Here is a 12,561-nt window from a genome sequence, read left to right on the forward strand (position 1 = left end):
TATCGGCTACCCCCGCCCGCCACGCACAGTAAGGTCATCCGGGAGAGCGCCAGCAGTGCGTCCCGGAAAGGTGATCACAGTGACCACCCCAGGCAAGACCCGTGTGGCGATCGTCTTCGGCGGCCGCAGCCCGGAACACGGCATCTCGTGCGTCAGCGCCGGCAGTGTGCTCGGCGCGCTGGATCCGGACGAGTTCGAGGTGGTACCGGTCGGCATCACCCGGGCCGGTCAGTGGGTGCTGACCAGCGGCGACCCCGGTCAGTTGGCGATCAACGCCCGCCGGTTGCCGGAGATCACCGCCGATTCCGGCCTGGACGTCGTGCTGCGTACCGACCCCACCGGCGGTGGGCTGCTCGTGCTCGACCCGGTCGAAGGGCCACGGGTGCTCGCCGACATGGACGTGGTCTTCCCCGTACTGCACGGCGCCTACGGTGAGGACGGCACCATCCAGGGCATGCTGGAGATGGCCGGCATCCCTTACGTCGGGGCGAAGGTGTTCGCCTCGGCCGCCGCGATGGACAAGGAGTTCACCAAGAAGCTCTGCGTCGCCGAGGGTATCCCGGTCGGCCCGTACGCGGTGCTGCGCAGCGGAACGACGCTCAGCGAGGCGGACAAGGAGCGGTTGGGCCTCCCGGTCTTCGTCAAGCCCTCCCGGGCCGGCTCATCCTTCGGCATCACCAAGGTCAACGACTGGGCCGACCTGGACGCGGCCCTCGCCACCGCACGGAAGATCGACAGCAAGGTGCTGGTCGAGGGTGCCATCGTCGGCCGGGAAATCGAGTGTGGCGTCCTGGAGGGCGAGGCCGGCGGCGCACCGGAGGCATCCGTGCTGGCCGAGGTCCGTCTGGTCGGCGACTACGACTTCTACGACTTCGAGGCCAAGTACATCGACGCGGAGTCCGCCTGCGAGTACGACATCCCAGCCGACCTGCCGGAGCAGGTCACCCGGCAGGTGCGCGAGCACGCCGTACGCGCCTTCACCGCGCTGGACTGCGCCGGCCTGGCCCGCGTCGACTTCTTCGTCACGCCCGAACTCGACGTCTACCTCAACGAGATCAATACGATGCCCGGCTTCACGCCGACGTCGATGTTCCCCAGGATGTGGGCGGCGGCCGGCCTGGAGTACCCGAAGCTCGTCGACCGACTCATCCGTACGGCGATGACCCGGGGTTCCGGGCGGTACTGACCCGCAGCGTCGGCGGATGCGGTCCAGACCGGACGTGGCCCGGCGCGTCAGGAGGTGCAGCCGGACGGCGCGGTGCCGGACGACCGGATCGACTCGACGATGGTGGCGGACACCGGAGCGGCCCACTGCAACGCCTCGCCGTAGAGGTGCGGCACCCGCATGGTCACCGCCGTCTCCCGGTCGACAGTGGTCAACTCTGTCGCGTCGGGTCCTTCCACCGCATACCAGCAGACCGAGTTGACCAGGTAGAGGTGGTCGTCAGGTCGCACCTGTGGCGCGTCGCCACCGCAGGCCACCGTCAGTGCCGGATCGCCGTACGCGGCGTTCTGCTCCGGCCCGGCGCTGACCGGTCGCTGCGGCAGCTCGCGGATCGAGACAGGCAACTGGGACAGCAGGGCACGGCATACGACGGCCGGACGTCCGTCGAGGTCAGGTGCGGCCATCGGGACCGGTGCGGTGGCGGCCGGGCCGGGCGTGGTCGCCGACGGCTGCGGTGCGGCGGCCGGCTCCGGTGGCGAGAGGTTGCTCAGCGCCAGCGCACCCACCAGCAGGGCCACCGGCACCGCCACCGCCGTGGCGATGAGCGCCGCACTGCGGTTGGTACGGTCGGGGGCCTTCCCGTCCGGGCGGTCGGCCGGGGCGACGGAGGTTCTCGGCTGCTCGTCCACTTACAGGCGCACCACCGAACACGTGAGGGTGCGAGTGATACCGGGCACCATCTGCACCTTGCTGACGATCAGTTTTCCCAGTTCGTCGACGGTGTTCGCCTCGGTGAGCACGACGACGTCGTACGGCCCGGTGACCGCGTCGACGCGGACCACGCCGGCGAGATCCGCGATGAGACCGGCCACGTCACGTGCCCGACCGACCTCTGTCTGGATGAGGATGTACGCCTGAACCACGACTCGACCTCCCTCCGTCGCCGCCCGCCAGGCGGCCCGAAGGGAGAAAGTACCTTACCGACCAGGGATGATCCCGATCGGTGGCCAAGGAGAAGCAGTGAGCGAGCGCAACGGAGTGCCGTCGTGAGCGTCGCGGGTGTCGGCGAGTTCGGACTGATCGACCGGGTGACCGCCCGGCTGTCGTACGGTGCCACGGTGCTGCTGGGTCCCGGGGACGACGCAGCTGTGGTGGCCGCGCCGGACGCCCGGGTGGTCGCCACCACCGACGTACTCGTCGAGGGGCGACACTTCCGTCGGGACTGGTCCGGTGCACACGACATCGGCCGACGGGCGGCGGCGGCCAACCTCGCCGACGTGGTGGCGATGGGCGCCGAGCCGACGGCCCTGCTGGTCGCGCTCTGCGTACCCGCCGACGTCGACACCGAGTGGATGGAGCAACTCGCCGACGGGCTCGGCGCCGAGGCGGCCGCTGTCGGTGCCAGCGTGGTGGGCGGGGACATGTCGGCAAGCCCCACGCTCACCGTCGCGGTGACCGCGCTCGGCGACCTGGCCGGTCGGGCACCGGTCACCCGGGCCGGCGCCCGCCCAGGTGACCTGCTCGCCCTGGCCGGTCGCACCGGATACGCGGCCGCCGGGTTCACCGTGCTCTCCCGTGGTTTCCGGACACCCCGGCTGCTGGTAGAGGCGTACCGGCGGCCGGAGGTGCCCTACCCGGCCGGACCGCAGGCCGCCCGGCTCGGTGCCACCTCAATGATCGACGTCTCGGACGGTCTGCTCGCTGACCTCGGGCACGTGGCGAAGGCCAGCGGGGTGGCGATCGACACCGTCAGGGACGCCTTCGAGGTGCCCCCACAGATGCGTGACGCCGCGCAGGCGCTCGGTGTCGACCCGTACGCCTGGCTGCTGACCGGTGGCGACGACCATGCGTTGGCGGCGACGTTTCCCCCGGCGACGGCCCTGCCACCGGGCTGGCGGGTGATCGGCCGGGTCGCTGGGGGTTCCGGAGTGACCGTGGACGGCCGACCGTTCGACGGCCCGCCCGGGTGGGACCATTTCCGCTGACCGCCGGCCAGCCGGGAAGCCCAGCCAGGCGTGGTCGTACCCTGCACGGGTGTCCGACATCGAGATCCGCGTGGTTCCCTTCGACTCGCCGGCAGCCCAGCACCTGATCACCGCTACCATGGCGGACCTGAGCGCCCGGTACGGAGGCAGCGGCGACGAGACCCCCGTCGACGCGAGCGAGTTCGTCCCGCCGGCCGGGGCCTTCCTGGTCGCCCTGATCGACGGCCAGCCGGTGGGTTGCGGCGGGTGGCGCAGCCACGGCGAGGAGAACGCCGAGTTGAAGCGGATGTACACCGCACCGCAGGTGCGGGGGCGGGGTGTGGCGCGTACGGTCCTGGCGGCTGTCGAGCGATCGGCCCGGGAGCATGGCCGCCGACGGCTCATCCTGGAGTGCGGCGACCGGCAGCCCGAGGCTGTCGGGCTGTACACGGCGGCCGGCTACGAGCGGATCCCCAACTTCGGCTACTACGCCGAGCTACCCAGCTGCCTGTCCTTCGGCCGCACCCTGTAAGAGATAGGGCACCCTGTTGGCGCCTGGTGTGGAGTAGGGGCCGCCTCCCCCGCAACCGCCTACGGGTGCGGACACGACAGTACCGGCGAGCCCGCCGAGGCTCGCCGGTACTGTCGGACGTGCTGTCCCGAGTGTCGCCGCGTCAGGCGCGGGCGACCTTGCCGGCCTTGATGCAGGACGTGCAGACCTTCAGCTTCTTGGTCGTGCCGCCACCGGCCGGGGTGCGCACCGACTGGATGTTCGGGTTCCAGCGGCGGTTGGTCCGCCGGTGCGAGTGGGACACGTTGTGGCCGAAGCCCGGCCCCTTGCCACAGACGTCACACACGCTAGCCACGGGATACTCCTGGGTTTGAAACGTTCATGAGGTCAGCACCAGGCGCAGCCTGGGCAACCTCGTCAGGCTACCCGATGGGCAGGGCACCTGCCCATCCGGGGCGGGTGGCGTCACGGCGGTCGGCCGGCCAGTTCGCAGCGGCGACCCGGCGGAAGCGGAACCCGCCCGCTCAGGGCAAGTCTCAGCGTACGCCAGTAGGCTGCCACCGTGCTGGACACCTTCGACGCCGCCGCCGTGCGCCGCTGGTGCGCCGACGGCCTGGCTACGCTCAAGCGGCACCAGGGTGAGATCGACGAGCTGAACGTCTACCCGGTGCCCGACGGTGACACCGGCACCAACCTGGTGCTCACCCTCACCTCCGCGCAGCAGGCGCTCGCGATGGACCTCGACACCCATGCCGACGGCACCTCGACGGCGCACGGGCATGCGCTGCGACTGATGGCGCGGGGTGCCCTGCTCGGCGCGCGGGGAAACTCCGGGGTGATCCTGTCGCAGATCCTGCGCGGCCTCGCCGACACGCTGGCCCCCGTCCCGCAGGTGCGGGGCCGGGACCTGGCCGTGGCCCTGCGTGGGGCGGCCGACGCGGCGTACACCGCGGTGGCCCGTCCGGTGGAGGGCACTCTGCTCTCCGTGGTTGCGGCGGCGGCCGACGCGGCCGGGCAGACCGGCAGCGACGAGCTTCGCGTGGTGACCCGGGCGGCGGCCGACGCTGCCGCCGACGCGCTGGCCAACACCCCCGAGCAGTTGCCGGCGCTGGCCCGGGCGGGGGTGGTCGACGCCGGTGGGAAGGGGCTGTGTCTGCTACTCGACGCGCTGGTCGAGGTGGTCGCGGGGGAGAGCCCGGTGCGCCCGGCGCCCGGTGTCGCGCAGGTGCGTCGACCGGTCGCCGTCGCCGGTGCGGTGGTGGCACCGACCGAGTACGCCTACGAGGTGCAGTTCCTGCTCGACGCCGAGGCCGCCGCAGTGGACCGGATGCGCGAGACACTCACCAGGATCGGCGACTCCCTGGTGGTCGTCGGTGACCAGGGGACCTGGCAGGTCCATGTGCACGTCGACGATGTCGGTGCCGCGATCGAGGCGGGCGTGGTGGCCGGCCGCCCGCACCAGATCTCGGTGACCCGTTTCGCCGACCAGCCGGAGCCCGCACCACCCCGGTCGTCCGACGGGCGGGCCGCCGTGGTGGTGGCCGCCGGCGCCGGTATCGCGGAGCTGTTCGCCACGGAGGGGGCGGTGGTGGTGCCGGGCAAACCAACCAGCGGGGAGCTGCTGGAAGCGGTGCAGGCCACCGGCGCGGCCCACGTGGTGGTGCTGCCGAACGACCCGGAGGCGCAGGTGGCAGCGAACCAGGTCGCCGCGGAGGCGTACCGGGCCGGGGTGGACGTCGCGGTGGTGCCGACCCGTTCCCCGGTGCAGGCGTTGGCGGCGCTGGCCGTGCGTGACCCGCAGCGCCGCTTCGCCGACGACGTGATCGCGATGGCTGAGGCCGCCGGTGCCTGCCGCTACGCCGAGGTGTGTCGAGCCGGCCGCGAGGCGCTCACCGTGGCCGGGCCGTGCCGCGCCGGTGACGTGCTGGCCCTGGTCGAGGGGGAGGTGAACCTGATCGGTGCCGACCTGGTGGAAACCTGCGTCGCGCTTGTCGACCGGATGCTCGGTGGCGGTGGTGAGCTGGTCACCCTGCTCGTCGGCGTCGATGCACCCGACGGGCTGGTCGACGCGGTGCGTACGCACATCGCAGCGCGTTGGCCCTTCGTGGAGGTGCAGGCGTTCCCGGGCGGGCAACCACACCATCCGCTGCTGGTCGGTGTCGAATGACCACCGAATCGTCAGCCTTGGACACCGCCCTGAAGAAGCTCGTCGGCGAGAAGACCGCCAAGGCGCTCGCCGGCCATCTCGACCTGCACACGGCAGGTGACCTGATCTACCACTTCCCCCGCCGATACGACGAGCGTGGCGAGCACACCGACATCCGCGCGCTGGACGTCGGCGAACAGGTCACCGTGCTGGCCCAGGTGCAGCGCACCGCTGTACGCCCGATGCGCCAGCGGCGGGGCAACCTGTTGGAGGTCACCGTCGGTGACGGATCCGGAGGCAGCCTCAGCCTCACCTTCTTCGGCAACCAGGCGTGGCGTGAGCGCGAACTGCGGCCCGGCCGGTGGGGCCTGTTCGCGGGAAAGGTGACCGAGTTCCGGGGCCGGCGGCAGCTCAACGGCCCGGAGTACGTCCTGCTGGGGGAGCAGACCGACACCGAGGTGGCGGCAACCGAGCAGATCGAGGAGTTCGCCGGGGCGCTCATTCCGGTCTACCCGGCCGCCGCAGCGGTGCCGACCTGGGTGATCGCCCGTTGCGTCCGGGTGGTGCTGGACACGGTGGCACCGCCGGATGATCCGTTGCCGGTGACGGTCCGGGCCGGTCGGAACCTCGTCGGTCTGGGCACTGCCCTACGGGAGATCCACCGGCCGTCCAGCCGGGAGGAACTTTACCGGGCCCGTCGGCGGCTGAAGTGGGACGAGGCATTCGCCGTGCAGGTGACCCTGGCCCGCCGCAGGCGGGACGCCGCCGCGTCGCCCGCGCGCCCCCGACCCGGGCGGCCGGGCGGCCTGCTCGACGCTTTCGACGCCCGGTTGCCGTACGAGCTGACCGCCGGGCAACGCGAGGTCGGCGTCGAGATCGCCGCCGACCTCGCCACCGGTCATCCGATGCACCGGCTGTTACAGGGCGAGGTCGGCTCCGGCAAGACGGTGGTGGCGCTGCGGGCGATGCTCCAGGTGGTGGACGCGGGCGGGCAGGCCGCGCTGCTGGCGCCGACCGAGGTGCTCGCCGCCCAGCACCACCGGGGCATGCTCGACCTGCTCGGTCCGCTCGCGCAGGCCGGTGAGTTGGGTGCCGCCGAGCATGCCACCCGGGTGGAGCTGGTCACCGGATCACTGGGTGCGGCGGCTCGCCGTCGGGTGCTGGGCGAGGTCGCCAGCGGGGCGGCCGGCATCGTGCTCGGCACCCACGCCCTGCTCTACGAGGGGGTCGACTTCGCCGATCTCGGTCTGGTGGTGGTCGACGAACAGCACCGGTTCGGCGTCGAGCAGCGTGACGCGTTGCGGGCCAAGGCTGAGCAGCCGCCACACGTACTGGTGATGACCGCCACCCCGATCCCTCGCACGGTGGCCATGACCGTCTACGGCGATCTGGAGATCTCCACCCTGTCTCAGCTGCCGCGCGGTCGTTCGCCGATCGCCTCGCATGTCGTACCGGCCGCGGAGAAGCCGGCGTTTCTCGATCGGGCCTGGCGTCGGCTGCGCGAGGAGGTGGCTGCCGGGCACCAGGCGTATGTGGTCTGTCCCCGGATCGGGAACTCGACGTCCGGGGCCGAGGAGGAGCCACCGGCGGTCGACGACTCGGAGCGTCGGCCGCCGCTGGCGGTGGTCGAGGTCGCTCCGCTGCTGGCAGACGGGCCGCTGCACGGCCTACGGATCGGTGTCCTGCACGGCCGGCTGCCGGCCGACGAGAAGGACGCGGTGATGCGGTCCTTCGCCGCCGGCAAGGTCGACGTGCTGGTGGCCACCACCGTGGTCGAGGTGGGAGTTGACGTACCCAACGCGACGATGATGGTGGTGCTGGACGCCGACCGGTTCGGCGTCTCGCAGCTGCACCAGTTGCGCGGGCGGGTGGGCCGGGGCAGTGCGCCCGGGCTCTGCCTGCTGGTGACCGAGGCGGCGGAGGGCAGCGGGGCCCGGGAACGGCTGGACGCGGTGGCCTCCACCACCGACGGTTTCAAGCTCGCCGAGCTGGACTTGGAGCAGCGGCGGGAGGGGGACGTTCTGGGTGCAAGCCAGTCCGGCCGTCGTTCGCACCTGCGCCTGCTGTCGCTGTTACGCGACGCGGACCTAATCCGGGATGCGCGGGCGGAGTCGATCGCGTTGGTCGAGGAGGATCCGGAGCTGGCCCGGCATCCGGCGCTCGCCGCCTCGGTGGCCGCGCTTGTCGACGCCGACCGCGCCGAGTATCTCGAAAAGGGCTGAGCCGCTGCGGCGGATCCGACAGCTGTGCCCGGGTCCGCCCTGCGGCCTGTTGCGGCCCGGGACAAGCGAACCGCCCCGGTCACCCGTTGAACGGGGTGACCGGGGCGGACACGTTCAGCTCGGCTCAGGCGGTGAAGTGGATCCGCCGCCGCCGTGCCATCACGAACAGGACCGCGCCCAGCGCCAGCAGGGCGATAGCGCCTGCGGCGATGCCGCCGGCAGCAGCACCGGTCACCGGCAGGCCCGGCTCCTCGCCGCCGCCACCGCCCCCGCAACCCTCGGGCGCGTAGATCACCTCAAGCTCCAGGCCCAGCTCAGGAAGGACGACGAGTGCGGCCTCGTCGTCACCGGCCGGGAAGGTGACCTTCTCCGACGCGCCCGGCGCGACGGTACGGGTCTCGGTCTTGTCGCCGTAGGTGAACTCCACCTCGACCGGCATGCCGCCCTCCGGGTTCGAGGCGGTCAGGCCGAAGGTGTCGCAGTCCGCGTCGGTGGTCACCGTCGGCAGCGGGCAGTCCTCGGGACGCTCCCAGGAGTAGGTGCCGTTCTCGATGACCTCGCCGTCGACCAGCACCTCGATCTTCCCGGCGTTCTCGGCGGGCACCACGGTCTCGTTGTCGGCCTTGCCCGGCTCGACCGTGACCTTCTTGGTCCAGCCGTTCTCGCCCCGAACCTCGAACTCGACCGGGTACTTCGAGATCGAACCGTCGTTGCTCAGCGACACGGTGACGGTGCCGTCGCAGGAGGAGGCGAAGGTGGACGCCGGGGTGGTGCAGTTCTTGCTGCCGCCGTTGTACCAGCCCTGGGGGCCCGACGAGCGGTTGCCGGGGGCGCCCTTGTCGCCCAGCTTCTTGGAGCCGTAGCGTGCGCCGCCCTCGACCAGCGGGTCGATGACCTCGTCGACGCCGCCCCAGATCAGGTCGACCTGGGTGTGGCAGTCCGGCACACCGACGTTCAGCTCGATCTCGGTCTGGCCGCCGCCGAGGAAGTCGCTGTCCGGCTCGCCGTAGACGTACTGCGGGGTGGCGAACTTCGGACGCGGAGCGAAGTACGACACCAGGGTGAAGTACTGCTGTGCCTCGCCGCACAGCGGCAGGTCGCCCTCCAGCTTGACGGTCGCCTTGCCGTTCGGGCCGTCGAAGGTGTGGCTGTACTTCGCCTGGCTGGCGTCGACGCACTTCGGTGCCGGGGTGCACGGTGCGTCGCGGTCGAGCTTGATGGTGCCGTCGTTGGTCCGCTCACGCTTGTTGTCCCACCGCGCCTCGACGGTGAGCTTGGCGCGTGCGGTGTCGCCAGGCACCCGCTGAACGGCCTCGACGAAGCCCTTCTTGGCGATGACGACGCCCTTGAGGTCGACGGGGTCGGCGCCGGGGACGAGCACCTGGACGGGCGTCGAGGGCTCCGTGGTCACCTTCCTGAGGGTGGCAGCCTTGTCGCGTTCGCTGTTTTCCACCTTCCACGTGATCACTCGCTCACCAGTGAGTTGGTCGCAGACGGCGGTGGCGGTGATGGTGGTGTGGTGGGCGGCGGCGGGGGTGGCCGCCACCGCCGCTCCGGTCATGCCGATGAGGGCAGCTGCCAGGACGGCCAGCGGCCGCCGCAGCGACAGCTTGGGTCGGATCACGCGTACTCCCGGGGTGAAGAACCGTCAGGGTCGGCGCGGGCGGGACGGACGGCGCTGGCGGCTCGTATGCCGCGCCTGAAGGGTGCCTCCCGTGCCGATGGCCGGCGGACATGACGCCGGCACCGGCAGACCCTAGCGAGATCGTGAGAAGCGAAACAGCCCTCAGGCAAGCTTAAGGGAAACGTTATGAACGTGAGATAATTTGTCCACTCAAAGTGATCATGCGGGGTCGGCCAGCTCCAATTCCCGGCTCGCGTAGCGTCGGAAAGGTGAGCAGGAGCGAGCGATGACCCGCATCGTCGCCGGCACCCTTGGTGGCCGGCGGATCACCGCCCCACCCGGCGGCGGCACTCGACCCACGTCAGATCGGGTACGCGAGGCGTTGTTCAGTGCGGTCGAAGCCGACATCGACATCGATGGCGCCCGCTTCGCCGACCTCTACGCCGGCTCCGGTGCCGTCGGTCTGGAGGCGCTGTCGCGCGGCGCGGCGCATGCGCTGCTTGTGGAGTCCGACCCGCGTGCCGCCCGGGTGATCCGCGAGAACCTGGCCGTGCTGCGGGTCGGTACCTCGGCCCGACTGGTCGCTGGCAAGGTCGCCACCGTCCTGGCCGCCGGGGCGGGCGAGCCGTACGACGTCGTCTTCGCCGACCCGCCGTACGCGATGTCGAACGACAGCCTCCACGCGATGCTCGCGGCTCTGGTGGACGGAGGGTGGCTGGCGCCGGAAGCATTGGTGGTGGTCGAGCGGTCCAGTCGTGGCGGGCCGGTCGAGTGGGTGCAGGGCATCACTGGCCAGCGCAGTCGCCGGTACGGCGAGTCCACCCTTTGGTACGGTCGCCGATCATGAGACGTGCGGTGTGTCCCGGATCCTTCGACCCGGTCACCAACGGTCACCTCGACATCATCGGCCGGGCCAGTCGGCTGTTCGACGAGGTGATCGTCGGAGTGCTGATCAACCAGTCGAAGAGTGGCCTGTTCAGCGTCGAGGAGCGGATCGACATGCTCCGCGAGGTGACCGCTTCCTACGGCAACGTGCGGGTGGAGTCCTTCCGGGGCCTGCTGGTGGACTTCTGCCGGGCGCAGCGGGCGACCGTGCTGATCAAAGGTCTGCGGGCGGTGAGCGACTTCGACTACGAGTTGCAGATGGCCCAGATGAACATCGGTCTCGCCGGGGTGGAGACACTGTTCATGCCGACCAACCCGCTCTACTCTTTCCTCTCGTCGAGTCTGGTCAAGGACGTGGCGAAGTGGGGCGGCGACGTCACGCCGCACGTACCGGATGTGGTCCGTGCGGCCCTGAAAGCCCGCCTGGTCCCCCCGTCGACCTGACCCGGCGTGATTCCGTTCGTGCCGGGTCCACGGGTAGGCGAGTGCGGGATCGGGCAACGGCCCCGGCGACACGCCCGGGCAAAGCGTCGGTGCGGGGTCGGCGGCGGACGACATCATTGGGTGAAGCGGGAAACCGCCCGCAGCCCGCATGATGTAGGTCGGCCCGACGAATGACAGGAGTGAGGTACCGGTGGACCCGCTCGACCGCATCGACGAACTGATCACAATAGTGGAGCAGGCGCGTTCCGTACCGATGTCGCGCACCAACTGCATGGTCGACCGGAGTGAGATGATCGGGGCCCTCGACGAACTGCGGGAAGGGCTCCCGGCCGACCTGCGCCGCGCCGCCGCCCTGCTGGAGGAACGGGACAAGATCATGGAGGCCGGCAAGCGGGAGGCCGACCGCATCATCAGCGAGGGTGAGGCGGAACACGCCCGCCTGGTCTCGGTGAACGAGGTCACCGTCTCCGCCGAACACGAGGGCGCGCGGATCGTCGCCGAGGCGCGGGCGGAGGCGCAGCGGCTGCGGGAAGAGGTCGACGACTACGTCGACACCGCGCTCGCCAATTTCGAACAGTTCCTCACCCGGGCGCTGGCCTCGATAGAGCGCGGCCGGGACAAGATGCACGCCCTCCGGGAGATCGGCACCTTCGGTGGAGACGAAGCGGAGCGTCCGCTGCCCTTCTGACCCTGCCTACGCCGCCGAACGGATCGTCCGCCGCCGACCGGACTCTCCGCCACGTCGGGCTCGTCCACGGCCGGCCCGGGACGGCTGGTCACCCCGGTTCGACGCTGGGGTGTCCGTGCAGGTAACCTCGTGTGTCGGCCTCTCACCGGCCGGAGTCTGACTATGCCCAAGAACTCACCCACTTCACTCGACCCCAGGTCGCCGCTGGTCCTCGACACGAGGGAGCTACCACGCCGACCTGGTGCTCTGCGTACCGTCGAACGGGTGGTCCCGGCACCGTCGGACCTCGGCGTGGAGTTGATCGGCGTGCCGGAGGGGGCGGGCCTCGACCTCGATCTGCGGATGGAGTCGGTGTCCGAGGGTGTGCTCGTCTCGGGGACCGTCAGCGGTCCGATCCAGGGCGAGTGCGGCCGCTGCCTGCACGAGATCGACGACTCGGTGGCGGTGACGATCCAGGAGCTGTACGCGTACGAGAACAGCACCACCGACGCCACCACCGAGGAGGACGAGGTCGGTCGAATGCAGGGCGACCTGATCGACCTGGAACCGGCGTTGCGGGACGCGGTGGTGCTCGCACTGCCGAACAATCCGCTCTGCCGCCAGGACTGCCCAGGGCTGTGCCCCGAATGCGGGGTGCACCTGGACGATCTGCCGGCCGATCACAGCCACCAGCAGATCGACCCGCGTTGGGCGGGCCTGTCGCAACTGACCCGTACAGAGGAGTAAGAACCGTGGCCGTCCCCAAGCGCAAGATGTCGCGCAGCAACACCCGGTCCCGCCGGGCGAACTGGAAGGCCACGGTGGTGGCGACCATCGCGTGCCCGCAGTGCAAGTCCGCGAAGCTGCCGCACGCCGCCTGCTCGGTCTGCGGCACCTACAACGGCCGCCAGGTCCTTGAGGTCTGACCCGGAC

14 protein-coding genes are annotated in these 12,561 nt (G+C 70.8%); 10 read left to right on the top strand and 4 right to left on the bottom strand.

Annotated elements, in window-relative coordinates; genetic code table 11:
- Window positions 1-79: 79 nt before the first annotated feature.
- On the top strand, window positions 80-1,186 hold the full coding sequence (locus HCA58_RS14475; protein WP_169598344.1) for a D-alanine--D-alanine ligase family protein: 1,107 nt from the start codon (window positions 80-82) through the stop codon (window positions 1,184-1,186).
- A 47-nt stretch (window positions 1,187-1,233) separates the two neighbouring features.
- On the opposite strand, the gene HCA58_RS14480 is transcribed toward HCA58_RS14475, so the two are convergent.
- Both HCA58_RS14480 and HCA58_RS14485 read right to left on the bottom strand, forming a co-directional pair.
- Window positions 1,234-1,854, bottom strand: a complete 621-nt coding sequence (locus HCA58_RS14480) for a DUF3515 family protein (protein WP_169598345.1) — start codon at window positions 1,852-1,854, stop codon at window positions 1,234-1,236.
- Window positions 1,855-2,088: an Lrp/AsnC ligand binding domain-containing protein gene (locus tag HCA58_RS14485; RefSeq protein ID WP_013284547.1), complete on the bottom strand. Its 234-nt coding sequence runs from the start codon at window positions 2,086-2,088 to the stop codon at window positions 1,855-1,857. It lies immediately after the preceding gene.
- A gap of 123 nt (window positions 2,089-2,211) precedes the next feature.
- Between HCA58_RS14485 and HCA58_RS14490 the strand changes: the two genes are divergently transcribed.
- Together HCA58_RS14490 and HCA58_RS14495 are read left to right on the top strand one after the other, a co-directional pair.
- Window positions 2,212-3,150: a thiamine-phosphate kinase gene (locus tag HCA58_RS14490; protein ID WP_169598346.1), complete on the top strand. Its 939-nt coding sequence runs from the start codon at window positions 2,212-2,214 to the stop codon at window positions 3,148-3,150.
- A gap of 49 nt (window positions 3,151-3,199) precedes the next feature.
- Window positions 3,200-3,661, top strand: a complete 462-nt coding sequence (locus tag HCA58_RS14495) for a GNAT family N-acetyltransferase (protein WP_169598347.1) — start codon at window positions 3,200-3,202, stop codon at window positions 3,659-3,661.
- Between the two features lie 142 nt (window positions 3,662-3,803).
- Here HCA58_RS14495 and rpmB read toward each other — a convergent pair whose 3' ends face one another.
- A complete protein-coding gene (rpmB, locus tag HCA58_RS14500; protein WP_093401721.1) occupies window positions 3,804-3,995 on the bottom strand; it encodes a 50S ribosomal protein L28 in 192 nt (63 codons plus the stop codon).
- Between the two features lie 207 nt (window positions 3,996-4,202).
- Between rpmB and HCA58_RS14505 the strand changes: the two genes are divergently transcribed.
- Together HCA58_RS14505 and recG are read left to right on the top strand one after the other, a co-directional pair.
- Window positions 4,203-5,807, top strand: coding sequence for a DAK2 domain-containing protein (locus tag HCA58_RS14505; protein ID WP_169598348.1), 1,605 nt, complete (start codon window positions 4,203-4,205; stop codon window positions 5,805-5,807).
- Window positions 5,804-8,008, top strand: coding sequence for an ATP-dependent DNA helicase RecG (gene recG / locus HCA58_RS14510; protein ID WP_169598349.1), 2,205 nt, complete (start codon window positions 5,804-5,806; stop codon window positions 8,006-8,008). The genes HCA58_RS14505 and recG overlap by 4 nt, the downstream gene beginning before the upstream one ends.
- A 124-nt stretch (window positions 8,009-8,132) precedes the next feature.
- On the opposite strand, the gene HCA58_RS14515 is transcribed toward recG, so the two are convergent.
- Window positions 8,133-9,632 (bottom strand): cell wall anchor protein, encoded by a 1,500-nt coding sequence (locus HCA58_RS14515; protein WP_169598350.1) that lies wholly within the window; start codon window positions 9,630-9,632, stop codon window positions 8,133-8,135.
- A 286-nt stretch (window positions 9,633-9,918) separates the two neighbouring features.
- On the opposite strand from HCA58_RS14515, the gene rsmD reads away from it, so the two are divergent.
- The 5 genes from rsmD (at window position 9,919) to rpmF (ending at window position 12,554) form a co-directional block, all read left to right on the top strand.
- Window positions 9,919-10,479, top strand: coding sequence for a 16S rRNA (guanine(966)-N(2))-methyltransferase RsmD (gene rsmD, locus HCA58_RS14520; protein ID WP_169598351.1), 561 nt, complete (start codon window positions 9,919-9,921; stop codon window positions 10,477-10,479).
- Window positions 10,476-10,961 (top strand): pantetheine-phosphate adenylyltransferase, encoded by a 486-nt coding sequence (coaD, locus tag HCA58_RS14525; protein WP_169598352.1) that lies wholly within the window; start codon window positions 10,476-10,478, stop codon window positions 10,959-10,961. The genes rsmD and coaD overlap by 4 nt, the downstream gene beginning before the upstream one ends.
- 190 nt (window positions 10,962-11,151) lie before the next feature.
- Window positions 11,152-11,649: a hypothetical protein gene (locus HCA58_RS14530; RefSeq protein WP_169598353.1), complete on the top strand. Its 498-nt coding sequence runs from the start codon at window positions 11,152-11,154 to the stop codon at window positions 11,647-11,649.
- 162 nt (window positions 11,650-11,811) lie between these two features.
- A complete protein-coding gene (locus tag HCA58_RS14535) occupies window positions 11,812-12,375 on the top strand; it encodes a YceD family protein (RefSeq protein WP_169598354.1) in 564 nt (187 codons plus the stop codon).
- Window positions 12,376-12,380: 5 nt separating this feature from the next.
- Entirely contained in the window at window positions 12,381-12,554 is a 174-nt protein-coding gene (gene rpmF / locus HCA58_RS14540; protein ID WP_169598355.1) for a 50S ribosomal protein L32, read from the top strand.
- The last annotated feature ends 7 nt before the right edge of the window (window positions 12,555-12,561 follow it).

The organism is Micromonospora sp. HNM0581 (genome assembly GCF_012726175.1).
Lineage (GTDB): Bacteria > Actinomycetota > Actinomycetes > Mycobacteriales > Micromonosporaceae > Micromonospora.

Bases quoted from the DNA above. Each gene is read 5' to 3' on its own strand.
- recG (WP_169598349.1), top strand. From the start codon at position 5,804: ATGACCACCGAATCGTCAGCCTTGGACACCGCCCTGAAGAAGCTCGTC.
- rsmD (WP_169598351.1), top strand. From the start codon at position 9,919: ATGACCCGCATCGTCGCCGGCACCCTTGGTGGCCGGCGGATCACCGCC.
- coaD (WP_169598352.1), top strand. From the start codon at position 10,476: ATGAGACGTGCGGTGTGTCCCGGATCCTTCGACCCGGTCACCAACGGT.
- HCA58_RS14535 (WP_169598354.1), top strand. From the start codon at position 11,812: ATGCCCAAGAACTCACCCACTTCACTCGACCCCAGGTCGCCGCTGGTC.